Origin of the sequence: Chryseobacterium formosum (genome assembly GCF_026460885.1) — a bacterium.
Taxonomy (GTDB): Bacteria; Bacteroidota; Bacteroidia; order Flavobacteriales; family Weeksellaceae; genus Chryseobacterium; species Chryseobacterium formosus.
This window is the reverse complement of sequence record NZ_JAOVZW010000010.1, coordinates 112,108-134,230: the sequence shown is the minus strand read 5'-3', so window position 1 is coordinate 134,230 and position 22,123 is coordinate 112,108. Positions and strand designations below refer to the sequence as shown.

The 22,123-nt window shown below is 32.1% G+C and carries 21 protein-coding genes and 1 tRNA gene; 9 read left to right on the top strand and 13 right to left on the bottom strand.

The genetic code is table 11. The features are described 5' to 3' along the window. Nucleotides 1-31: 31 nt before the first annotated feature. The gene (locus OF897_RS09365; RefSeq protein WP_267265433.1) at nt 32-730 is read left to right on the top strand and encodes a hypothetical protein; all 699 of its coding nucleotides are present in this window, start codon (nt 32-34) and stop codon (nt 728-730) included. A gap of 567 nt (nt 731-1,297) precedes the next feature. On the opposite strand, the gene OF897_RS09360 is transcribed toward OF897_RS09365, so the two are convergent. Both OF897_RS09360 and OF897_RS09355 read right to left on the bottom strand, forming a co-directional pair. Beyond that, complete coding sequence (locus tag OF897_RS09360; RefSeq protein ID WP_267265432.1) at nt 1,298-2,191, bottom strand: hypothetical protein; 894 nt, start codon at nt 2,189-2,191, stop codon at nt 1,298-1,300. An 85-nt stretch (nt 2,192-2,276) separates the two neighbouring features. Continuing rightward, nucleotides 2,277-2,894: a hypothetical protein gene (locus OF897_RS09355; RefSeq protein ID WP_267265431.1), complete on the bottom strand. Its 618-nt coding sequence runs from the start codon at nt 2,892-2,894 to the stop codon at nt 2,277-2,279. A gap of 156 nt (nt 2,895-3,050) precedes the next feature. Between OF897_RS09355 and OF897_RS09350 the strand changes: the two genes are divergently transcribed. Then, a complete protein-coding gene (locus tag OF897_RS09350; RefSeq protein ID WP_267265430.1) occupies nt 3,051-3,884 on the top strand; it encodes a tyrosine-type recombinase/integrase in 834 nt (277 codons plus the stop codon). Between the two features lie 151 nt (nt 3,885-4,035). Here OF897_RS09350 and OF897_RS09345 read toward each other — a convergent pair. Further along, nucleotides 4,036-4,122 (bottom strand) — tRNA-Ser (locus OF897_RS09345). Nucleotides 4,123-4,181: 59 nt separating this feature from the next. Continuing rightward, entirely contained in the window at nt 4,182-5,198 is a 1,017-nt protein-coding gene (locus OF897_RS09340; protein ID WP_267265429.1) for an asparaginase, read from the bottom strand. A 78-nt stretch (nt 5,199-5,276) separates the two neighbouring features. On the opposite strand from OF897_RS09340, the gene OF897_RS09335 reads away from it, so the two are divergent. Genes OF897_RS09335 through OF897_RS09325 form a run of 3 tightly spaced genes read left to right on the top strand, consistent with a single transcriptional unit; the run spans nt 5,277 to nt 7,207 of the window. Beyond that, entirely contained in the window at nt 5,277-5,951 is a 675-nt protein-coding gene (locus OF897_RS09335) for a TrmH family RNA methyltransferase (RefSeq protein WP_267265428.1), read from the top strand. Continuing rightward, a complete protein-coding gene (locus OF897_RS09330; protein ID WP_267265427.1) occupies nt 5,951-6,610 on the top strand; it encodes an XAC2610-related protein in 660 nt (219 codons plus the stop codon). Before OF897_RS09335 ends, OF897_RS09330 begins: the two co-directional genes overlap by 1 nt. Nucleotides 6,611-6,670: 60 nt before the next feature. After that, a complete protein-coding gene (locus OF897_RS09325; RefSeq protein WP_267265426.1) occupies nt 6,671-7,207 on the top strand; it encodes a hypothetical protein in 537 nt (178 codons plus the stop codon). On the opposite strand, the gene OF897_RS09320 is transcribed toward OF897_RS09325, so the two are convergent. The 3 genes from OF897_RS09320 to tsaD form a co-directional block, all read right to left on the bottom strand. After that, nucleotides 7,200-7,898 (bottom strand): RsmE family RNA methyltransferase, encoded by a 699-nt coding sequence (locus OF897_RS09320; protein ID WP_267265425.1) that lies wholly within the window; start codon nt 7,896-7,898, stop codon nt 7,200-7,202. The genes OF897_RS09325 and OF897_RS09320 overlap by 8 nt on opposite strands. 49 nt (nt 7,899-7,947) lie before the next feature. Further along, on the bottom strand, nt 7,948-8,358 hold the full coding sequence (locus OF897_RS09315; protein ID WP_267265424.1) for a hypothetical protein: 411 nt from the start codon (nt 8,356-8,358) through the stop codon (nt 7,948-7,950). A 180-nt stretch (nt 8,359-8,538) separates the two neighbouring features. Continuing rightward, the gene (gene tsaD / locus OF897_RS09310; RefSeq protein ID WP_267265423.1) at nt 8,539-9,555 is read right to left on the bottom strand and encodes a tRNA (adenosine(37)-N6)-threonylcarbamoyltransferase complex transferase subunit TsaD; all 1,017 of its coding nucleotides are present in this window, start codon (nt 9,553-9,555) and stop codon (nt 8,539-8,541) included. A 4-nt stretch (nt 9,556-9,559) separates the two neighbouring features. On the opposite strand from tsaD, the gene OF897_RS09305 reads away from it, so the two are divergent. The 3 genes from OF897_RS09305 to OF897_RS09295 all read left to right on the top strand — a co-directional run bounded on the left by OF897_RS09305 (nt 9,560) and on the right by OF897_RS09295 (nt 15,416). Further along, a complete protein-coding gene (locus OF897_RS09305) occupies nt 9,560-14,353 on the top strand; it encodes a translocation/assembly module TamB domain-containing protein (protein WP_267265422.1) in 4,794 nt (1,597 codons plus the stop codon). A gap of 134 nt (nt 14,354-14,487) precedes the next feature. After that, nucleotides 14,488-14,958, top strand: a complete 471-nt coding sequence (locus OF897_RS09300; RefSeq protein WP_066678756.1) for an Lrp/AsnC family transcriptional regulator — start codon at nt 14,488-14,490, stop codon at nt 14,956-14,958. A gap of 68 nt (nt 14,959-15,026) precedes the next feature. Then, nucleotides 15,027-15,416: a hypothetical protein gene (locus OF897_RS09295; protein ID WP_267265421.1), complete on the top strand. Its 390-nt coding sequence runs from the start codon at nt 15,027-15,029 to the stop codon at nt 15,414-15,416. 81 nt (nt 15,417-15,497) lie between these two features. Here the strand turns inward: OF897_RS09295 and lnt are convergent, their stop codons facing one another. Beyond that, the gene (lnt, locus tag OF897_RS09290) at nt 15,498-17,132 is read right to left on the bottom strand and encodes an apolipoprotein N-acyltransferase (RefSeq protein ID WP_267265420.1); all 1,635 of its coding nucleotides are present in this window, start codon (nt 17,130-17,132) and stop codon (nt 15,498-15,500) included. Nucleotides 17,133-17,187: 55 nt separating this feature from the next. Here lnt and OF897_RS09285 point away from each other — a divergent pair, with 55 nt between their 5' ends. After that, nucleotides 17,188-17,610 carry a VanZ family protein gene (locus OF897_RS09285; RefSeq protein ID WP_267265419.1) on the top strand — a complete coding sequence of 141 codons (423 nt, stop codon included), beginning with the start codon at nt 17,188-17,190 and terminating at the stop codon, nt 17,608-17,610. Between the two features lie 151 nt (nt 17,611-17,761). On the opposite strand, the gene proC is transcribed toward OF897_RS09285, so the two are convergent. From proC to OF897_RS09260, 5 genes are all read right to left on the bottom strand, one after another. Next, nucleotides 17,762-18,565: a pyrroline-5-carboxylate reductase gene (gene proC / locus OF897_RS09280; protein WP_267265418.1), complete on the bottom strand. Its 804-nt coding sequence runs from the start codon at nt 18,563-18,565 to the stop codon at nt 17,762-17,764. A 20-nt stretch (nt 18,566-18,585) separates the two neighbouring features. Then, entirely contained in the window at nt 18,586-19,146 is a 561-nt protein-coding gene (locus OF897_RS09275) for a hypothetical protein (protein ID WP_267265417.1), read from the bottom strand. Between the two features lie 119 nt (nt 19,147-19,265). Continuing rightward, nucleotides 19,266-20,279, bottom strand: a complete 1,014-nt coding sequence (gene murB / locus OF897_RS09270) for a UDP-N-acetylmuramate dehydrogenase (protein WP_267265416.1) — start codon at nt 20,277-20,279, stop codon at nt 19,266-19,268. A 36-nt stretch (nt 20,280-20,315) separates the two neighbouring features. Further along, complete coding sequence (locus tag OF897_RS09265; protein ID WP_267265415.1) at nt 20,316-20,753, bottom strand: hypothetical protein; 438 nt, start codon at nt 20,751-20,753, stop codon at nt 20,316-20,318. A 49-nt stretch (nt 20,754-20,802) separates the two neighbouring features. Beyond that, the gene (locus OF897_RS09260; protein WP_267265414.1) at nt 20,803-22,008 is read right to left on the bottom strand and encodes a pyridoxal phosphate-dependent aminotransferase; all 1,206 of its coding nucleotides are present in this window, start codon (nt 22,006-22,008) and stop codon (nt 20,803-20,805) included. Between the last annotated feature and the right edge of the window lie 115 nt (nt 22,009-22,123).

The following is a 22,123-nucleotide window of genomic DNA, read 5'->3' as shown; positions in this document are numbered from 1 at the left end:
TATAGCTTTGCTGTATAAAATATTAAGAGCTATGGAAATCCCGTTTTATTTAAGTTTCAGAGAATTCGAAAATCAATATTATAACAATCTTGAAAAGTGGTTTGAAAACGATCAAAACACCAATGAGACAGATTTTTTGCTTCATATAAAAGAGATGTACAAACCGTATTTGTGCTACAACTTTTCAGAAGACAGATTGCAGGCAGATGCGACAATTGAAATAAAAAACTGCTTCTTTCCTTATCATGAAAACTTTGGGATTTCATTCAACATGAATCACACCAACGCCAAAAACTTTAGAACAGGAATCAACAACGTTTCCGAGCAGAAAACCATCACAATGATGGAATATGCACAACATATTTTAGACAGAATTCAGCATTACTTTCAGAAAAATAAAATTTCGATGAAAGAAAATGAGACAATTCTTGATTATATCAATCATTACGAAATCATCACGGCAAAAGAAAAAACGGGTTTTTGCCCGGATTACAATTTGCACCAAAAGAAACTTCCGTTTTTAAAGGCTTTTCTGCCTCATTTCGGAAGCACTGTCGATATGTCTCTGTACAGAAATTTCTATTTTTCGGTGGTGAGAATTGCAGATTTTATAGATTGCAAACTAAAAGCGGTTGAAGCTTTTGAAAAAAGTATGTACAGCGAACTCCGCTCTGAAGCAATGATGAAAATTCATATGAGAAATCAGAGTTTCCTTACGGTTTGCAATTGATTTTTTTCAGGAGCTTATTGACTACGTTGAATAGTAGTTAATGTTTTTATTTTAAGCTATTTCCGGCTTTCCACTATATCTTTTTTCGCCAACGCTTTTTTTGCAAAGCCAATTCAGAAAAAGGATGTCGTTGCAATCCGGGCTATGAAAGAAGTCATTCATCAAAATACCAACATTCATACACTTCATTATATTGTAGAAATGCATTTTAGAAATTGTATTTCAAACAAAAAACCAGATTGATTGATCTGGTTTTTTGTTTTACATAGAGGGAATAGATTTATATCAAATCGAAATTTCATCATTAGGCAAGTTTTCCGAAGTTTCATTACCGAAGTTTCATTAATACTCATTACAATGCTGATGGAAACCCTTGTTAGCTTCTGGTATTATTTCTGTTTTAGTAACCAGTTAATTAATTCGGCATTAACGTTTTGCATATTTATGAAGTGGCGGCTTTTGAAAACGGATTTTTCATTTTAGCACTTAACTTTCTTTGATGTACAAAGTTTGTTTTAGCACTAAACCCGCCATTTCATAAATCTTATGCTGTTAGCATAAGATTTTTTAAGAGTCTAAATATATTGATAATTTGTAACACTTTTCGTCCGTCATTAAGATAAATTCTGGGTAATAGTGCTTGTATTTCCTCATTATTATTTTCACTTCTTTTGTTCGAAAAATAGACCAAATGGAATAAGCCAATCGTCTTAATATTAATTCACTATTGTCACTATTCTTGATATTTTCAGGATATGAAATGATGTCACTTAGAATATCCATAATGTTTTCTATAAATCCTATTTCAATTTTATATGTAAGGTCGTTAAATTGATAACCCTCATCATCATTTCCATGTATTCCACTTTCACCAGTTTCGTATATATCTTTAAAATCGTAAAAAGAACAATTTAGATAAGGCGGCGAACCATTGTCTCTATATTGATTTGAAAATTCCTCAAAACTTTTAAGAATTGAATTTACAATTTGTGTTTTGGCAATGTCGTCATCGGCAGAAATTAAATTTTTAGGCAAATGCTCAATTTTGTAATTTTTCAATAAACCTTTCAAGAGTTGTGTATTAATCCAAATTTCGTTGTTTGAAAAATCTTCTAAACCCTCATTTAAAAACAAAAAGTTTTCAAAGTGCCATTCTGAAGGAAGTAATCTATCATTATTTTCAGGGTCTCTTATCCAAAAACTTGGAATGCTGTTGTCTTGTAGTTCAAAATTATGAATTCCAACATTTATAAAGTTATTTAAATCATCTATAATATAGTAACTCATTAATTCTAAACCATATATATAATATTCTTTACCTAAAGTTAATCTCTTTTTAAAATGCGGAAAGAGTTTAAAAAAGTCGTTATTAATAAATTTCCCTACCATAGTTCGTGTAAAATTTTCTGCTAACGTTTGGGGGATTTGCGATGGTGGGGCAATCGAAGCACAAATTTTCAATTTTGTACAAAGGTTGAATCGAAGAACAACCGTTGAACTTTGCAGTTTCGCCCCACTATTAAAACCCTTGTTGTCTGCAGTTTTTCTATTTAATAAATGGAAATTTTTTTTGAAGATTTTTGTACTCGGTCATAACCGGATATTTATTTTCATATATTTTCATATCCTTTGTAAATATTAAATCTGTCACACCCTTTTCAGTAATCATATTTTTATTTGTTATTTGATAAAAATATTCAACTTCATACATACATAAATTTAAACTGTCTTTTTTGACTAATATTTGTTCATAGTGTTTTAACTGTTTGTCAATAATGTCAATAGAATCCCTCAGAACTTTTTCTTTTACAGAATCATATTCTAACTTATTTACGTCGTCTTCATACATTTTCGAACCAAAATTTTCAGTTAGATATTTTAAATCGGTCAATTCTTTCGGCGATTTTGATTGTAATAATAAATGGTTTTTATATCTATATAATTGACATATATATATATACAATTCATCTTTATCAGACAATGTGTCAATTTTTAATATTCTCAAAGAGTCTAAGGATTTATAATCTGCATTATTTTTTAACTCTTCGCTAAAATAAATTTTTGCAGTTTTTAGAAATTCTTTTCTTTGTAATTTTTGTTCGTCTTTACATCCAAATAAAATTGGTAAAATCAACACTAAAATTAGCTTGCAAATATTTTTCATGGATGCAGTCTTTAAAAAATTGCAGATAACACCCAAATATACGCATTGCGCCAATATAAAATATATATTATTGCGCTTATCCTTTTTATTATTTTATTTAATTGTCTATAAACTAGTTAATTAATTTTCTGTATATCTGGATAAACGCAATAAAAGATGAATCAAAATCTCATAGATCAATTTGTAACAATACTACGTATACAGCGTTATGCTGATAAAAGTGTAAAAACTTATGCATCGCATCTTGCTTATTTTCTCAGACTTTCTGCTAAACATAAACCGGAAGATATTACCGAGCAACAAATAGAAAATTTTATCATTTGGCTGGTAGAAAAAAGAAAAGTTGGTCAATCATATCAGAAAGCGATGATTTCTACAATTACCAAATTTTATAAAGAGATATTCCAACCCCATATTTGCCTAAAGCATCTCTATCCTAAAAGAAAGGAATATAAACTACCAAAATTTCTCACACGAGACGAAGTCAAAAAAATATTGGATGCAACAGAAAATATTAAGCATAAAGCAATTCTTATGACCATTTACTCCTGTGGTTTGAGATTGAGTGAACTTTTGGAACTACAAATCTCTGATATTAAAGTAAAAGAAAAGTTACTTCTAATTCGCCAGTCAAAAGGAAATAAAGACCGATTAATGGTTGTATCTGCCAAATTATTAAATGTTTTAGGAGATTATTATAAAATCTATCAACCAAAAAACTACCTGTTTGAAGGTAAAAACACAGATAAATATTCCGAGAGAAGTATGCAGCAAATTTTGAAAAGTTCTTTGAGGAAAGCAAGGGTTATCACTCCAGCTTCAATACATACTTTAAGACATTCTTACGCTACACACTTGTTGGAAAGTGGAATTGATATTAGAATCATCAAAGATTTGTTGGGGCATAGCAATATTAAAACAACCGAAATCTACACCCATATTACAGATGTGAGTAAAAGTAATGTGAAAAGCCCCTTAGATTATTTATAATAAATACTAAAAATTGTTATAATTTTTTCATGATTAATTGAAAGATAAATTTTGCAATGATTTTCTGAGAAAAAGAATGAGAATTTTAAAAAAAATTTTCGATAGTAAGGAGTGAAATAATTAAAGCGTTGAAAACCAACGCTTTAATTTGCAGAGAAGATGGGATTCGAACCCACGATACAGTTACCCGCATACCAACTTTCCAGGCTGGCTCCTTCAACCACTCGGACACCTCTCTATGTTTGAAGACTGCAAAAATAGGCTATTTTATTGAATTAACAAATTCTTAATTTAAAATTACCCGCTTATTTCTCCGCAAAGATTCCATGAGAAATTATCGGCAAAACTTCCGCTGTAATTTGGGTTGTCAATCAAATGCATTGCTTTGGTAATCGCAGCTTCCGCAGTCATATCTCTTCCACTGATAGCGCCGATTCTTGAGAAAATATTACTGTTTTCATATTTCCCAAACGAAATTCCACCTGAAATACATTGACTTACCACTACGATTTCAGTTCCGTTATTTCTGATTTGCTGTAAAGTTTCCAAAGTTTTTTCACTGCTGAAAATCGTTCCCGAACCAAAAACCTGTAAAATCAAAACTTTCATTTTCGGAATTTCCTTAAAATGATTCAACTTCATTCCCGGGAAAATTCTCCAGAACAAAACATCTTCAGAAATATGTTCGTCTACGTGAAATTCAATTCTGCCGTCACAACGGAAAAGATTATCCTTATCAATTTTTAAATGAACTCCAGATTGTCCCAAAATCGGGTAATTCGGACTAGCATAGGCATCAAAATACTCTGCAGAATATTTTAAAGTACGGTTTCCTCTCAATAATTTATATTCAAAATAAATCGCAACCTCCTGAATAACGGCATCATTGCATTCGTACAAACTTGCATAGTACAAACTTGTTAAAAGATTTTCTTTCGCATCCGTTCTTAAATCTCCAATCGGAAGCTGTGAACCTGTTAAAATAACTGGTTTTGTTAAACCTTTTAGCATAAAACTCAATGCTGAAGCGGTATAAGACATGGTGTCTGTTCCGTGAAGAATTAAAAACCCGTCGTATTTTTTATAATTGTCGAATACCAAATTGGCAATCATTCTCCATTCTTCAGGTCCCATATCGGAAGAGTCGAGCGGCTGTGCAAAAGGATGAACGAAAACTTCGCATTCCATGAGTTTCATTTCGGGCATTTTCTCAAAAATATTACCAAAATCAAATGCACGAAGACTTCCGGTTTCGTAATCTTTTTCCATACCAATCGTTCCACCGGTATAAATAAGCAGGACTTTTCTTTTCATAGTTTTTATTGAAGAATTTTAAGCTGTATCAGGTTCAGAATTTCAAAATTACGTTAATTTGCAAAGATTTGAAAGAAGATGAAAGATTTAGAGCAAACTTACGAGTATTTACAGCAGTTTTTAACGGATGAAAGACTAAGAAAAATTGAGCATTTCGCCCCTGAAAGTTCAGATTTTGTACTTCCCGTGGTAGAAGATGTATATCAATTTAGAAATGCAGCGGCAATTGTGCGTTCCGTTGAAGCTTGTGGTTTTCATAAAGTGGTGGCTTTGCAGGAGGAAAATAATTTCGAACCAAATTTGAGAGTAACGAAAGGCGCCGATACTTGGGTTGAAGTAGAAAAACTTCCCCGAAATATAGAATCCTTTCAAAAAATAAAAGATCAAGGCTATAAAATAGTTGCAGTTTCGCTAGAAAAAAATGCTAAATTTTTGCCGGATTATGAAATTACGGAACCGATAGCTTTGGTTTTCGGAACTGAAATGGAGGGTGTTTCTCAGGAAATTTTAGATTTTGCAGATGAAACTTTGGCGATTCCGATGTATGGTTTTACGAGAAGTTTTAACGTTTCTGTGGCTGCCTCAATCTGTATGTATGAATTAAAACAAAAACTGATAAAATCTAATATTGATTATAAATTAAATGAAGAAAAGCTAATGAGAATGAAAATCCGCTGGACTGTAAATTCTATAAAAAGCGGTGAGCAGATTTTAGCTAAATATTTAAGAGAAAATAATATTAGTTTAAGCTGATGAAAAATATCTTTTTCTTGATTGTTTTACTTTTGATTTTTTCTTGTAAAAAAGAGAATAAATCAAAATTTGTTGCTCCTAAAATGCCACAAGATTCTTCAGTAATTTCAAAGGAGAAAGAAGTTAAACTGACTGACGAAGAAATTTTAAAGATTCAGCAAGAAGAAGAGAAAGAAAGATCACAAATTGTAAGAAAATATACACTTTCAAAAAAAGGAAACGGTTTTGAATATAAGGTTTTCTGCGAAGAAGAGAAAAGCGGGATGATTAATTTCACAAAGGTAAACATTTTGAAATCCGGTAAATTATTTCAACAATTGAAAATTGATAAAGATTCTACTTTCGTTTATCACGACAATGAAGTGAGTTTTTCTTGTGATGAAGATTGGAATTTTGATGGCTATAATGATTTTAAACTGATCAATTGGGTTGGAATGGTTGATCAATCATATTATTTATGGCTTTATGATAAAAAGTCAGGTAAGTATAAATTTTCACCTTCTTTTGGTAAAATTATAAATCCTGTTGCTCATAAAAAGAGTAAAGAAATCACATCACGTTATCATGCTGGTCCTGTAACATATTATTATTCAACTTATCAATTCAAAAAAGGAAAATACATCCAAACACACTCTGAAGTAGAGGGTGAAGGTGATTAAAAAGATTTATTAGATAATAATTTCAGCTTTTTAAAGTTATAATTAAAATTTTAAATCATCATGGCGAGATTATTACCTGTTTTATTTTTGTTTTTATCAGGATGTTTGTTTTCGCAACTGAAGTTTGATACACTATCTCATAGAAAATTTAAAACAACAGTTACTCCGGCAATATTAGTTGGCTATCATTATGCAGGTGATGCAAAAGATAATACGGAAACTTTTAGGGCATCACAAATGCATATCATTGAGGTTGTTTTTGCTAAAATCATTAGTTATGGTGGAAATCACGGCGCCGCAAAAGTATATTATGCAGGAAGTGATTTCATTATCAATAACCGTTATGGTTTTTTTATGGCACCAAAAGTAGGAGTTAGTTCAAATGCTGGAATGTCTTTGGGTGCAGAAGTGCAATTTCAGACCAATTTTGAAAAGGTAATTCCACGAATAATGCCTTATTTTGGATTTGGTGGCGGCGGCGGAAAACTCACTGTCGGATATAATTTTAGATTATTGAAAGTCGAAAATTTTCCAATCAATACTCTTCAAATTGGAATAACCTGGCCTATAAAAAGATTTAAAGAAAAATCTATTTAATCATCTTATTATAATTCCAAGCCGCAACAAAAACTCCAGCAGTTTCCGTTCTCAATCTTTGATTTCCGAGAGAAACCGCTTTAATTCCTTTCTCTGCTAAAAACAAAATTTCTTTATCCGAAAAATCTCCTTCAGGACCAATCAGAAAAGTATAATTTTCTAATTTTGGAATTTCATTTAAAGTGATTCTTTCTAAATTTTCGTTGCAATGAGCTACAAAAGTGGTTTCAGGATCAACCGTTTTAAGAAAGTCCTGAATTTTAGTTAAATCATTAATAACTGGAAAATGAAATCTCAGACTTTGCTTTGAAGCTGCAATTGCCTGCTTTCTTAATTTATCAATATTCAGGTTTTTACGTTCTGTTTTTTCGGTTTGAAGAATCGTAATTTCAGAAATTCCCATTTCAACAGCTTTTTCAACGAAAAACTCTATTCTGTCAATATTTTTTGTTGGAGCAATCGCAATATGAAGTTTCGGACTGAAATCTGGAGTTTCAGTTTTAATTTCTGAAACTTCAATTCCAGCTTTTTTACCTTCAATAATTAATGTTCCGGAAGCAAGATTTCCTTTTCCATCAGTCACATGAATTTCTTCACCGTCTTTCATACGAAGGACTTTTACGATGTGCTGCTGTTCTTCATCGTTGATGATTGCTTTTCCGTCATTGATTTCGCCAAAAAAAAGTTTCATAAAATGGAATATTTAGAATCTGTCTGATTTTGATTAAGTTAATGTTCTATTAAAAAAATATTTCATTTTCGCTTATAAACGCCACTCCGGTCTTTATCGTGGAGTAAACATCACCTTCGCAATCTCTGTAAGAACACATATAGATTTCTTCAATCCAAAGATTATTCATGAAAATTAAATTCAGATATTCGTTTTTCCTTAAATTGTTTTTAATGGATAAATAATCACCTTCTTTTGGTTCAAAATCAAAACTGAAAACATTTTCAGCATTAATTTTCTCAATAATTTCTTCCTTGATATTCTGAATAAATCCTGTTTCTGAACTTACCATTAGATAATCATCTTCTTCAGATGCTTCCGTAACTTCATTTTTTCCTGTCACGGTTTCCAAAACCCAATAATATTTTGAGTTTTTTTTAGATTGCGTTCCCAGTACTTTTTCTTCTAATAATATTTTCATCTGTAGATGTTATTTTAATTGTATTTGATATTTTACCGCAAAAGAAACAAAAGATTTTATGCGAATTTTAGTATTTTAAAGTTGATAAAATGATAACTAAAAATTACATACATACTTTTTGTAAACTTTTGCATTCTTTATTTCAAAAACTTCTTTTGTATCTTTTGCGGTAGGAGAAAACTATAAATCGTATTTTGAGGTTGCTGTAGTCCTTAAATCTGTAAATTCGCCTCTCTCAAATTTCAGTTGAGCAACCATCGCAATCATTGCTGCATTATCCGTCGTATATTCGAATTTAGGAATGTAAATATTCCAGCCTAATTTTTCGTGATTGTCCTGCATAATTTGTCTTAAAGCAGAATTCGCAGAAACTCCGCCTGCAATAGCAACTTCTTTTATATCTAAATCTTTTGCTGCTTTCTCCAATTTGTTCATTAAAATTTCAATGATGCATTTCTGTACCGAAGCGCACAAGTCATTCATGTTTTCTTTAATGAAATCAGGGTTTTTCTTTACTTCTTTCTGAATAAAATAAAGAACCGAAGTTTTAATTCCGCTGAAAGAATAATCGTAATTCTCTAATTTAGGTTTATTGAATTTAAAAGCATCGGGATTTCCTTCTTTTGCCAATCGGTCAATAATCGGTCCTGCCGGATAATCCAAATCGAAAATTTTTCCAATTTTATCAAAAGCTTCACCTGCTGCATCATCAATGGTTTTTCCGATAATTTCCATGTCGAAATAATCTTTCACCAAAACAATCATGGTATGTCCACCACTTACGGTAAGACACAAAAAGGGAAATTTGGGCGGCACAGGATTTGCATCGTCAATGAAATGCGCTAAAATATGCGCCTGAAGGTGATTTACTTCTATTAAAGGAACATCTAAACTCATTGCGAGCGACTTGGCAAAAGACGTTCCTACAAGCAGAGAACCCAAAAGTCCGGGACCTCTCGTAAAGCCTATGGCAGAGATTGCATTTTGTTGTATATTTGCTTTGAGTATAGATTTTTCAACAACGGGAATAATATTCTGCTGATGTGCACGAGAAGCCAATTCTGGAACTACACCACCATATTCTTTGTGGATTTCCTGATTGGCTGCAATATTTGAGAGAATAGTATTTCCTTTGATAATAGCTGCTGAAGTGTCATCGCAAGATGATTCGATACCTAAAATTATAGAGTCGCTCATAATAATGGCAAAGTTAGAGAATAATAACGAAAATGAGAACAAAAAATCGGTAGCTGAAAACCTGGGAGATCAGGTACAGAAGACCGTAGAAAATGTTCAGGAGACTGTGAAAGAGGCTTCTGAATTGGCTTCCGACGCTATAAATCATCCCATAGATACAGCTCAAGAATTCGGAAAACAGGCTGCAAAAGATGTAGTCAGCTATTCTTGGTGGGCAAAATTATTACTAATTCTGTTTTGGACCGTTCTTTCAATCATTGTTATAGTTTTCATTGCAATTAATTTACCGGTTACCAAAAGATGGGCTGCAGATCAGGCTTTACAGATTGTTAACAAAGATTTTAAAGCTAAAATGTCAACTGAAAGTGTTGAGGTCGATTTTTTTGGAGATGTTACCATCAAAGGTTTAAGAATTAAAGATTATAAAGATTTAGATTTTATAAAAGCACGAGAGTTTAAAGCGAATTCAGATTGGTTTTCTCTAGCGACGAACATCGGGAAAAATAATTCTTTAAGTTTTAACGGATTGACTCTGAATGATGCAGATATTAAAGTCATTACCTATAAAGGCGACAGTATTTCAAACTTCATTCGGTTTACACAGTTGTTTGATAGCGGAAAAAAGAAAGATCCTACAAAACCACCTTTTCAGCTTAATGCACGTTTAGAAATTTTAAATTCAAAAGTTTCTATAGTTAATCAAAATTCTCCAGGTGAACCGGGAAAATGGTTGACTGCAACCAATGTTAATCTGATTGCTCCAAAAGTAAAAGTAAACGGAGTAAATATTGCTGCGAGAATCGATAATTTTACTTTTACAACTAAAAGATGGGGGAAATCTCATTTTGTTGAGACATTTTCTACTGATTTTTCGATGACTCAGGATTATCTGTCTTTGGGAGATCTTACTTTAAATACAGATCATTCGCTACTTCAGGGAGATATAAAATTTAATTTAAATAAAGGTTCGTGGGCAGATTTTACCAACAAGGTGAAATGGGACATGAATATGAAATTGGGCAGCCAGATTAGCGGTTATGATATCTCTTATTTTGTGACCAATTGGGATAATTTTATTCCGTTTAATGCGAGTGGAAAAATGACCGGTCCTTTAAATAATTTCACTTTGGAAAATTTCTTAATTAGAAATCCGAGTGTAAATATTGCGACCAAAAAACTCAAAGCTAAAGATTTACTGAAAGGTAATTTTCAAATTGAAACTAATGATCTTTCTGCAGATTTTACGTATAAAGATTTGAAGGCGATGATGCCAACTTTTGTTTCGTCAAAGATGAAAACTTTTGCGGATGATTTTGGTAAATTAAAATATAATGGAACCGCAAAAGTAAATCCAAAACAGGTTTACGTTTCCTCAGGGAATTTAATGACCGGAATCGGACAAGCAAAAATTTCAAATTTTTCTTTAACGGATTACAGTACAACTTTGCCTAAATACAAAGGATATGCTGAAGTTAATGATTTAAATACTTCTGTAATTACGAAAAGTAAAGCGGTTGGTTTAATTTCCGGTAAGTTTAATCTGGACGGACAAAGTTTTGATGTCAATACTATGCGTTTGAGTACAAAATCTCAAATTTCAAGTATTGAAATCATGAATAAGGAAATCAATAATGTGGTTTTGGATGGTCTTTTAGATCATAAAAAATACAACGGATTAATCACGGTAAATGATGAACAGGCAAAAGCTACAGTTAAAGGCTTAATAGATTTCAGTACTTCAAGAATTTCTGCAAATGTTGATGCAGATGTTGCTTACTTAAACATGAATTACTTCACCGGAAAAATAGGAAGTCAGGTTGTAAGCGGTAAAGTAAACGGAAAGATGGCAATGTCTAATCTAAATGATTTGAACTTAGATGTTGAAGCTTCAAATGTAAATTTTGCTACTGCTGACCAAAAATATCATATTCCGAATGCTAAATTAAAAACCTTTGTTGAAGGTGGAAATCGTTCAATTTTAGTTGATGCTCCCGGAGCTGCAAATGGAAAAATTTCAGGAAAATATAATTTAGCTGATTTAGCCGGAATGGTACAGAATGGATTAGGGAAAATCTTAGTAGGTCCAGAACCCAGAAAACTATATCGTGGGCAAGCCTTTGCAATGAATTTTGACGTTGAGCAAGGATTGGTTGCTTATTTTTTACCTGATTTAAAACTTCCTAAAGGCGCAAAAGTAGAAGGAGAATATGATGGAAATTCAAATAATTTAATATTAAATCTTGATGCAGCTTCTCTAAAATATGTAATGACTAAAAAAGAGGAAATTACAGAGGCAGACCAGGCTTTGGCAGAAGCAAATCCTGATTATAAATTGGATGACAGAATAGCTGTGACACGCGACAGTGCAATGGTCGACAGTGTGATGGTAAGAATAAATACAGCCAATACAGAACAGCAGCTTTATGCGAAAATCAGCAGATTAGAGTATAATAAAAATATACTGAAAGACGTAACATTAACGGGTAAAAATGAGAACAATTCGATTCTAAGAATTGCAACCAGTTTTAAACACGGAAATCCTGAAGATGAAATCAATGATAACTTGAAAAGTTATGCAATTAACTTTAATCAATCTACAAATCCTGCAGGGGATTACGTTTTCAGATTTGAACCTACTGAAGTTAATTTAAATAATGTAAAATGGTCTATAGATACCAATCCGGAGCTTGATCATTATATAAGTTATCGACGAGGGACAAATGATTTTGAGATTCATAATTTAAAAATTTATTCAGATACAAGTTCACTGCTCATTAATGAATCTATATTTAAATCTGCTAAAGATTTTTATGTAGATGCCGAAGTGCAGAATTTTCAGATTGAAAAGATTTTTGAAATGCAGTCGGGTGGAAATCCAATGGATATTAAAGGTTTAGCCAATGGTAATGTGAAAATCAAGATGGATAAAAGCACACTGCAACCTTTGGTAGATCTTACCGTCGATAATATCATGATGAATGGTAATGATATGGGTGATGTAACAATTTCTGCTGTAAATGGTTTTTCTCTGAATGTTTATGATGTAGATGTAAAAGTAGCTTCAGCAGGAGTAATCGGTAATAATAATCTCCATTTAACAGGAACAGTTAATAACAATACACCTTCACCAACAATAGATTTGACAACCGAGTTAAGAGATTTCGATCTTACCTTTACTCAACAGTTTGTACAGACTATTTTTGGAAATTTAAGAGGAAAAGCAACGGGTGATTTAAAAATAAACGGAACACTTAAAAATCTTGATTACAGCGGTGATATTGCTTTAAAGGAATTTGGTTTAAAACTGTTATTTACCGGAGTAGATTATTCATTTGATGATACGGTGATTCCACTTTCTAAAGGTCTTGCGATTTTAAACAATATTGCAGTTCATGACGGAAGAACAAATTCTCAGGGAACGATTTCAGGTGCGATACAGTTTGAAACGTTATCTTCAATGGGAGTCAACCTCGTAATGAGAGCTGATAATCTTTTAATGTTAAATACCACTCAGAAAGATTACGATTTGTTTTGGGGAAGAGTTTACGGGCAAGGCGATTTATACGTTGATGGACCAGTTTCTGCTTTAAACCTTTCCACTCCAAATATGAAAGCTTTGAATGGAAGTACATTTACTTTCAATTCAGCATCAACTTCGAATGTAGAAGAATTTAAAATGTTGAGGTTTTTGAAAGAAGGAAAAGATGGTTTAGTTACTTTAGAAGATAAAAAAAGAACCGGAGCCAATATGAACATCGATTTCAATCTTGATGTTGATAAAGGAACTTCGGTAAATGTTTTGGTCGGCGATGATGTAGGAAATATTTCAGTAAAGGGAATGGCTAATAATTTGAGATTTCAGATGAGTAGACAAGGAAATATTGCGATGAATGGATCTTATATGGTTGATAGCGGAACTTTTGTTTCTAAAGCAATTTTGAACAGAACTTTCCAAATTCAGAAGAACAGCAGTATTCGTTGGGATGGTGATGCCATGAAGCCTGCATTGGATATTTCTGCCAATTATGTCAGAATGGTTTCCAATGCCGGAGATTATTTAAATATGGGACAGTTACAGCCGATTAGTGTTCTTTTACAGGCAAATATTACCAATACCTTAAATGATCCGAAAGTTGCCTTAAATGTAACAGCACTTGATGTTTCAAGTCAGGTTAAGGAGACTCTGGCTGCAAAAATAAATCAGACGGAAGGGGAGAATGTATTGCAGTTTGGTTCAATTCTTTTGCTTAATATGTTTAATGTAACGAATAGTGGTGGAGGTTTGAGTTTTGACGCAGTTGGTGTTGCAGAATCTTCTGGTTATAATATGTTGCTGAAACAATTAGGATCTGTGTTAAATACTGTAAGTAATGAATTTCAAATTGATTTGAATTACGTTAAAGGAAATGATCAATATTCTAATAACGGTGACAGAGCAAATGCGGGAGTAAGTTTCGATTTGTCTCCAAGAATTACAGTAAAAACAGGATTAGGAATACCGCTTACCAAAACAGAAAGTACAAGCAATAACTATCTTTCGGGAGAAGGAACTGTGGAATATGATATTTCAAAGAAAAACGATGGTACACTTCTTTTAAGAGGGTATTCTAAACCAACCAACATCGGAATGGGAGTTGGGACTGTAGGAACAAATGGTTCTGCAAATCAAGCTTATGGCGGAGGTATCGTTTGGAGTAAAAGCTTCAATTCTTTCTTTAAAAAGAAGAAAAACAGAAAAAAACAAGCTGAAGCTGATAGCGAAATAAAAACAGATTCTGTAAAATCAGAGGCTAAATAGTTCGGAATTTTTAATGATTTTTATCATCCGTGTTAATTATTGTTAATATTTGATATTATTTTTTTAGTTTAATTATTTTTTTTAATTTTGTAAAAAATTTATGGATTTTTTAGGAAAAATATAATTTCACTAATATGAACTATCAACTGGACGAAATAGACAAGAAAATTCTTGATTTCTTAGTAGAAAACACAAGAATGCCTTTTACAGAAATTGCTAAGCAGATGGATGTATCTGCAGGAACAATCCACGTAAGGGTGAAGAAAATGGAAGATGCAGGTATTATTTTAGGATCATCTCTTAATTTAGATTATGGTAAATTAGATTACCATTTCACAGCTTTTATCGGGATTCTTTTAACAAAATCAAACCGTACACAAGAGGTATTGAAAGAGTTAGGAACTATTCCAAACGTTATTGAAGCAAGCGTTATCTCAGGGAAATACAATATCTTCTGCAAGGTAAGAGCTAAAAATACAAACGACGCTAAAAGAATTATCTATCAAATAGACGACATTCAGGACGTAATGAGAACTGAAAGTATGATCTCTATGGAAGAATTCTTAAGCGATAAAAACAGATTGATCAACGCAATCTCGATTTAATCAAATTTTAGACGATATAAATACCGAAGAACTTATGAAATCATTCATAAGTTCTTTATTTTTGCAGTATGGAAAAAGAATACCAAGAATACAGTTATTTTGATGAAGATCCAAAGAAAGGATGGGGTTTTATTTTGGCATTGGCTTCTTTGCTTTTATTTACTTTTATGGGCATCGGGCTGGATTTTGATGAATATCTGCAGCACGAAGGCTTAAATATTCCCAAAGGATATTTTTATCTTATTTTCTCTGTTGATATTTTGATGATCTTAGGAATTGTATTGATGTTTTTCTACAGAAAAATAGGCATTGTATTATTTCCGGTAATGTTGCTTTTACACTTTTTTATGCACAATTATTACCTTTCAACTTTCTTGTATTCTGACGTTACCAATTTGTTCTTATTTACAGGATTTGGAATGTTGGCAATTATTCCGAAATGGAAGTTTTTCAAATAAATAATTTTTAAATTATATTTAAAAGAAAAAGCTATTAAGATAATCTTAATAGCTTTTTTTATATGTTTTTTGAAGATTAAATTAATTCTTCTTCATCCTATTCTGAACTCTTTTAATCAAAAAATAAAAGATTAAAAACCCTAAAGCGAAAATAGAAACTCGCGACAGGAAATCTCCCGCTCTTACATAAAATGTTTCGCCTTCATAGAGATTTACTTTTGCGAATAATGCAGTTTGATCTCCATAGAACGTATCTTCTAAAATTTCACCTTTTGCATTGATGTGTGCAGAAATTCCACTGTTTGCAGAACGTACAATTTCTCTTCTGGTTTCAATGGCCCTCATTTTTGCGTAAGATAAAAGCTGTTTATGGCCTTCTGTAACGCCCCACCAAGAGTCATTAGTCATAATTCCGAGGAAATTGGCACCTTTTTTCACATAATCAGTTACAAATTCACCATAAATACTTTCGTAACAAATAATCGGAGCAATTTTTCCTTTATTAAAGGGATTTGAAAATGCGACACGTTCTTTATCTGTTCCTAAAGAAGCAACAGTTCCACCTAAATTAAGCATTGCATCGCCTAAAAGTGGCTTTAAAACATTCATATAAGGGAAAATTTCAACTCCAGGAACAAGCTTTCCTTTGTGATAAACTTCAACTTTTTGATTTGGAATAATCTGAACTGCCGAATTATAATTTTCAACCCAAACTCTGTCATTAATTTGATAGGCATTTGTTGGAGCGGTATTTTTATCTAAAAAATATTTGTGAGAAGAAATTCCCGTTGTAAAAACAGAACCGGGATGCTTCGCAAGAAACCCTTTTACATTATTGAGTAGTTCACTTTTTTCAAAAGCTGTTTCAGAAATTGAACCTCTTCCTGGAATTGCTGTTTCAGGAGCAATGTAATAATCAACTTTTCCTTTTGTATTATTTTCTGCTAAAGCTAAAAGTTCGTTCTGAATCGTGATGCTGTCTTTAGAATATTTTTCACCATAAGGATCAAGATCGGGTTGTAACATTAAGACGCTGACTTCACCAATTGGTTTTTCATTAAAACTATTAAATTTAATTAGCGAAATAATCATCGGAAGACCAATCAAAAGTACCGTTGCTGAAATATTAATGATTAAATCTTTTCTTTTTCTTCCCGCCTGCCAAATTCTGATGGTGTAGAATATCAATAAATTAACAAGCAATATCCAAAAACTTCCTCCTGTTGAGCCTAAAGTATCGTACCATTGAATAAGTTTTGGATAATCTGAAAAAGAATTTCCAAGATTTAGCCAAGGCCAAGTCAGCTGCCAATTCAAATGAAACTTTTCAAAGCTCATCCAAATTGCTACTAAAAATGCCATTCCCCAATACGTTCCCTGTGCATTTTTATACCAATGATAACATTGAAAAACCAGTGAATACAAAAAAGAATTAACTAAAACCGGGAATAAAACCGCCATCATCGAATGACTTCCATCAGGATTTTTTGAACCATACAACCAGCCTGTCGTTACTACATTCCAAATTACAAAACACAGATAGGAAAGTCCGAAAACCACCCAGCTTTTTCTGTTGTATTTTGAAAATTTAGACACATCATGTTCCATTATTAAAAGAGGAACCAATGCAAAAAATATAAAAAACGGAATTCCGTAAGTCGGCCAGGAAACCGAAAGCAGCATCGCTGAAATGAGCGTAAGTAAAACGTATTTCATTAAATTAGTTTAACACACAAATTTAATGTTTTTGAAATGAATAACTTTGCAATTGATGTTAAAGAAATTTTATAAAATTATCATTCTCCCTTTCACGATTTTGCTGCTCTATCTGATGTTTTTCGGAATGGGAAGAACGCAGTATGAAGTAAATGTAGTGCGTGTAGAGCCGCTTTTTTCGACATTATATTTTATAGAAAATACGATTCGATGGTGGGATATTATCCGCATTGTTTTGGGAAATGTTGTAATGTTTATGCCTTTCGGCTTTTTGGGCTGGATTTTTCCTCGTCTACAAAATTTAAAAGAAAATATCTTTGCTTTTATTTCTGCAATCGTAATCATAGAAGCACTTCAGTATTTTACAAGACTTGGGATTTGTGAAGTTGATGATGTTATTCTGAATACTTTTGGCGTTTTTCTGGGATGGAAAATTAAAAGAATGCTTGAAATTAAATTCACGAGATTCGTAGGCTAAAACTGGCAAAGAAATACAGCGTTTGTCATTCTGAGTAATTTTAAAAGATAGTTTTATTTTCTCGCAGATTAAACGGATTATGCAGATGTAATATTGAAAAATCTGCGAATCAGCAAAATCTGCGAAAGACCTTATTTTAAACTAAAGAAAATTATCCATTCAATTCTTTTGCACGTTTTTCAGCATTCAAAATTCCTTTTTGAAGAATTTCTTTGAAATTATTTTCTTCAAAAGTTTTCAATGCAGCTTCAGTAGTTCCCCCTTTTGATGCAACATCTTTTATCAAATCTTCTAAACTTTTATCAGAATTATTGATGAGGTGATAGGCGCCCAACATCGTTTGTTTTACAAAAAGTTTTGAAAGATTTTCGTCAATTCCCATTTCTGTTCCGGCTTTAATCATGGCGTCTACAATGTAATAAAAATAGGCTGGTCCGCTTCCCGAAAGTGCGGTAACACCATCTAATAATTCTTCGTTTTCCAGATAAACAGATCTTCCGGTGCTGTTGAGAAGTCTTTCGATATTCATCAACTGATTAAAAGAAATTCCTTCTGCGGAAGTGTAGCCTGTAATTCCCATTCCCAAAAGAGTAGGAGAGTTGGGCATTGCGCGCACAACCAATTTGTGATTTAGTAAATTTTGAATTTTCTCAATTTTAATTCCTGCCATAATTGATAGAATCATCTGATTTTCGTTTAGAGAAAACTGAAAACTCTCAGCGGCTTTTTGAAAATCCTGCGGCTTTACAGCAATGATAATAAGATCAGCGTCCAACTCTTTCACCTCATCAAATATTGAGATTTTAGATTTTGGAAATTCTTCAGAAATTTTCTGAATTTTAGATTGGTTTCTTGTAATGAGATGAAGGTTTTCAGGCTTTATCAATTCATATTTTAAAAATGATTTTGAAAAAGATAAACCCATATTTCCGGCTCCGATGATGGCGATTTTCATATTTGTGTGTTTTTAGGAATTTATTCGAATATATATTTTCTGAAGATTACAGAATAATTATCATTAAAATTAATCAATTCAATATGTTTAAAATTTATTTTTCTAGCTTTTTTGTCAATCTTTCCAATCGGACTGTAATTTTTAATCACTACCGATTTGTTGTTGACTTCTACGATTTCACCAATTGAAAATAATTCCTGATCTTTCTTTTTACTTTCAATAATGCAGTGAAAACCCTGTGTTTTAATAGATTTAAAAATACCTTCAAAATTTTTTAAAGAAGTATTGTTTATTACTTTATGATTTAACTTTATTAGACCTTCTTCCAAATAAATCTTCTTTGAAACCTTGTCTGATAAGCCGTGACGGATTCCGGATATTCTTTCATAAGGGATAATTTTAATTCCGGCGAGAGAAAAGTCATTCGTCTCTTCTATCATAATAAAATCATCAGATGCTTTTACAATGAAACCTAAAATTGAAGAATCATTTTCAAGATTAACTTTCACAAAATCACACTTGTCAATATGTTTTTGGATGATTTTTTTGAATACTTTATCAGAATAAGTTTTATCAGACATAATTATTTTAGAAATATTAAACTAAAATAAGCTATTCTGCTAAAAAGAAAGGTAGAATTGATTTTAAAAAGAAATTAAATTTACTCTATCTTAAAAATCAAATTTTATAGAGGACTGTTTTAAAGAATATTAACTTCCCTTTCCAGTTCAATTCCGAATTTTTCCTTCACAGAGTCAATAATCATCGTCGAAAAATCAAAAATTTCTTTTCCTGTTGCATTTCCGGTTGCGTTGACAATCACTAAAGCCTGTAATTGGTGAGAAGCAACATTCCCGATTTGTTTTCCTTTCCAACCACATTGTTCGATGAGCCAGCCTGCGGGAACTTTCACAAATTCACCATTCGGATAACCTTGAATATTAGAGAATTTTTCTTTCAAATTTTCAAATTGATCTAAAGGAATTGTTGGGTTTTTAAAGAAACTTCCGGCGTTACCAATTTCTTTTGGATCGGGAAGTTTACTTTGTCGGATGTTGATGACAGCTTTCGAAATATCCTGAATAGTAGGATTTTTTATTCCTGAATTTTCCAGTTCAGATTGTATGGCACCGTATTCTGTTTTAATTAAATGATTTTCCTTTGTCAACTTAAAACGAACTTCCAAAATCACATATTTTCCTTTTCCTTCCTGCTTAAAAATAGAATCTCTGTACCCAAATCTGCATTTTTCAAGATCGAAAATTTCCACTTCCAAAGTTTCAAGGTTTAAAACTTTACAGTCAACAAAAATATCCTTGATTTCCGTTCCGTAAGCTCCTATATTCTGCATCGGTGAAGTTCCTACATTTCCCGGAATTAAGGAAAGATTTTCTAATCCGCCATAATTTTTATTTAAACAAAAAAGGACAAATTCATGCCAGTTTTCTCCCGCTTTTGCAGTCACTAAAACCTCTTTTTCATTTAAAACCTCTTCAGAAATTCCTTTTAAATTTAATTTAATAGCTAATCCGTCAAAATCTTGAGTAAACAATAGATTACTTCCGCCTCCAAGAAATAAAAGTGGGAGAGTTTGAGTGTGAGAGTGTTTAAGAGTTTCAATTAATTCTTCTACAGAATTTATTTCAATGAAATATTTTGCCTTCGCTTCTACACCAAAAGTATTAAAAGGTTTTAATGAAAAATTTTCCTGCATTGGATTTTGTAAATGTTAGAATTAAATTGGATCGTTTTATTGATATTCTTTAGGAAGAATCTTTAAAATTTGCTGTTTAAAATTAGCAAATTGCCTGTAATGAATATCATTTTGTGCATTAACGTAAACGTGAGATTTTTTGTTGGTCTTAATCTGAAAACTCTCATCAATTCCGTCAATCGGTTGAATACTTGGTGAGCTTTCGACGCTATCTAAATTTTTGATTTTAAAACAAGAAGTGATGTTTTTCCAATTCTTTGGATTTATTGCAGAGTGCCATTCTTTGTGCTTCTTCGTCAAGGTTTCTCCGGTTTCGAAATGAATAGAATCTTTTGTTACTTTTACAACCCTGTAATATCCTGATTGACCGCCAATTTCTGATAAACCAATAAAAGTGATTTCTTCAGTCTTAGAATCTGAATTTTTATCTGCAGTTTTTTGACTGCACGAAAAGAAAATCAGCAGTAAAAACATTGAAAACAAGATTTTCAAACCATTCATTTTTACTGCTGATTTATTAAGATTAAAGATTAAACTCTAATTTATATTTTTCAAGTGCATTTTTCAGAATTTCTGCACTTTTTCTTAAATCTTCTTCTTTCAAAACGTAAGCAATTCTTACTTGTTTTTTTCCTAATTCGGGATTGCTGTAAAATCCTCCTGCGGGAGCAACCATAATGGTTTCGTTGTTTAAAGTGTATTTTTCAAGAAGCCATTGCGCAAACTTTTCTGTATCATCTACAGGAAGTTCTGCAACACAATAAAATGCACCTTTTGGTTTCGGACAAATAACTCCAGGAATTGCATTCAGCAAATCAACCAAAACATTTCTTCTGTGTGTATATTCTTCTCTTACAGCTCTAATATAAGCTCCGTCATTTTGGTGAGCTGCAGTTGCTGCAATTTGTCCTAATAAAACCGGACTTAATCTTGCCTGAGCAAAAAGCATTGCCGCATCGTGAATTTTTTTAGAACGGGTAATTAAACATCCGATTCTTACGCCACACATTGAATAACGCTTAGATTCTGAATCGATAATAATGCAGTTTTCTGCCAATTCAGGAAAAGCAAGCATAGAAATTTGTTGTTTTCCATCGTAAACATATTCTCTGTAAACCTCATCAGAAATAACAACAATGTCATATTTAATAGCAATTTCTGCTAATTTTTGAAGTTCTTCTCTTGTATAAAGATATCCTGTAGGATTTCCAGGATTACAGATGACGATTGCTCTTGTTTTTGCAGTGATTTTTTTCTCAAATTCTTCAATCGGAGGAAGTGCAAAACCTGTATCAATAGACGAAGGAATTGCAACTACATTCACATTGAAAGTACTTGTGAAACCATTATAATTTGCATAATATGGTTCTGGAATAATTACTTCATCACCGTCATCGCAAAGCGTAGAAATAGCAAAATTTAAAGCTTCTGAACCACCGTTTGTAACAATGAAATTATCTGGAGTAAGATCTGTAAAATCTAAAGAATGATAATATTCTGTCAATGCTTTTCTATATTCGATATTCCCTTCTGAAAGAGCATATTCTAAAACTTTTAAATCAATGTTTTTTAAAGCATTAAGAGCAGTTTCAGGAGTTTCTATGTCCGGCTGACCGATGTTTAAGTGATATACTTTTGTACCTCTCTGTTTAGCCTGTAAGGCAAAAGGAACCAGTTTTCTTACCGGTGAAGGCGGCATCTGCTGCGCTCTGTTTGAAATGTTTGGCATTGTCTAAAAATTTGTATGTACAAAAATAGCAAAATATTTCGGCTCACCTCAAAATATCAAAGAAGGTTGTAAAGTATTATGTTTTGCATTTTAATTATTATATATGTGTTAATAA

Excerpts from the sequence above, each read along its gene's own strand:
- proC (WP_267265418.1), bottom strand. The coding sequence starts at position 18,565 with ATGAAAATCGCCATCATCGGAGCCGGAAATATGGGTTTATCTTTTTCA.
- OF897_RS09350 (WP_267265430.1), top strand. The coding sequence starts at position 3,051 with ATGAATCAAAATCTCATAGATCAATTTGTAACAATACTACGTATACAG.
- OF897_RS09355 (WP_267265431.1), bottom strand. The coding sequence starts at position 2,894 with ATGAAAAATATTTGCAAGCTAATTTTAGTGTTGATTTTACCAATTTTA.
- OF897_RS09340 (WP_267265429.1), bottom strand. The coding sequence starts at position 5,198 with ATGAAAAGAAAAGTCCTGCTTATTTATACCGGTGGAACGATTGGTATG.
- murB (WP_267265416.1), bottom strand. The coding sequence starts at position 20,279 with ATGCAGGAAAATTTTTCATTAAAACCTTTTAATACTTTTGGTGTAGAA.
- OF897_RS09320 (WP_267265425.1), bottom strand. The coding sequence starts at position 7,898 with ATGAAACTTTTTTTTGGCGAAATCAATGACGGAAAAGCAATCATCAAC.
- OF897_RS09335 (WP_267265428.1), top strand. The coding sequence starts at position 5,277 with ATGAAAGATTTAGAGCAAACTTACGAGTATTTACAGCAGTTTTTAACG.
- OF897_RS09285 (WP_267265419.1), top strand. The coding sequence starts at position 17,188 with ATGTTAAAGAAATTTTATAAAATTATCATTCTCCCTTTCACGATTTTG.
- OF897_RS09275 (WP_267265417.1), bottom strand. The coding sequence starts at position 19,146 with ATGTCTGATAAAACTTATTCTGATAAAGTATTCAAAAAAATCATCCAA.
- OF897_RS09305 (WP_267265422.1), top strand. The coding sequence starts at position 9,560 with ATGGCAAAGTTAGAGAATAATAACGAAAATGAGAACAAAAAATCGGTA.
- lnt (WP_267265420.1), bottom strand. The coding sequence starts at position 17,132 with ATGAAATACGTTTTACTTACGCTCATTTCAGCGATGCTGCTTTCGGTT.
- OF897_RS09365 (WP_267265433.1), top strand. The coding sequence starts at position 32 with ATGGAAATCCCGTTTTATTTAAGTTTCAGAGAATTCGAAAATCAATAT.
- OF897_RS09265 (WP_267265415.1), bottom strand. The coding sequence starts at position 20,753 with ATGTTTTTACTGCTGATTTTCTTTTCGTGCAGTCAAAAAACTGCAGAT.
- tsaD (WP_267265423.1), bottom strand. The coding sequence starts at position 9,555 with ATGAGCGACTCTATAATTTTAGGTATCGAATCATCTTGCGATGACACT.
- OF897_RS09330 (WP_267265427.1), top strand. The coding sequence starts at position 5,951 with ATGAAAAATATCTTTTTCTTGATTGTTTTACTTTTGATTTTTTCTTGT.
- OF897_RS09300 (WP_066678756.1), top strand. The coding sequence starts at position 14,488 with ATGAACTATCAACTGGACGAAATAGACAAGAAAATTCTTGATTTCTTA.
- OF897_RS09325 (WP_267265426.1), top strand. The coding sequence starts at position 6,671 with ATGGCGAGATTATTACCTGTTTTATTTTTGTTTTTATCAGGATGTTTG.
- OF897_RS09260 (WP_267265414.1), bottom strand. The coding sequence starts at position 22,008 with ATGCCAAACATTTCAAACAGAGCGCAGCAGATGCCGCCTTCACCGGTA.
- OF897_RS09315 (WP_267265424.1), bottom strand. The coding sequence starts at position 8,358 with ATGAAAATATTATTAGAAGAAAAAGTACTGGGAACGCAATCTAAAAAA.
- OF897_RS09295 (WP_267265421.1), top strand. The coding sequence starts at position 15,027 with ATGGAAAAAGAATACCAAGAATACAGTTATTTTGATGAAGATCCAAAG.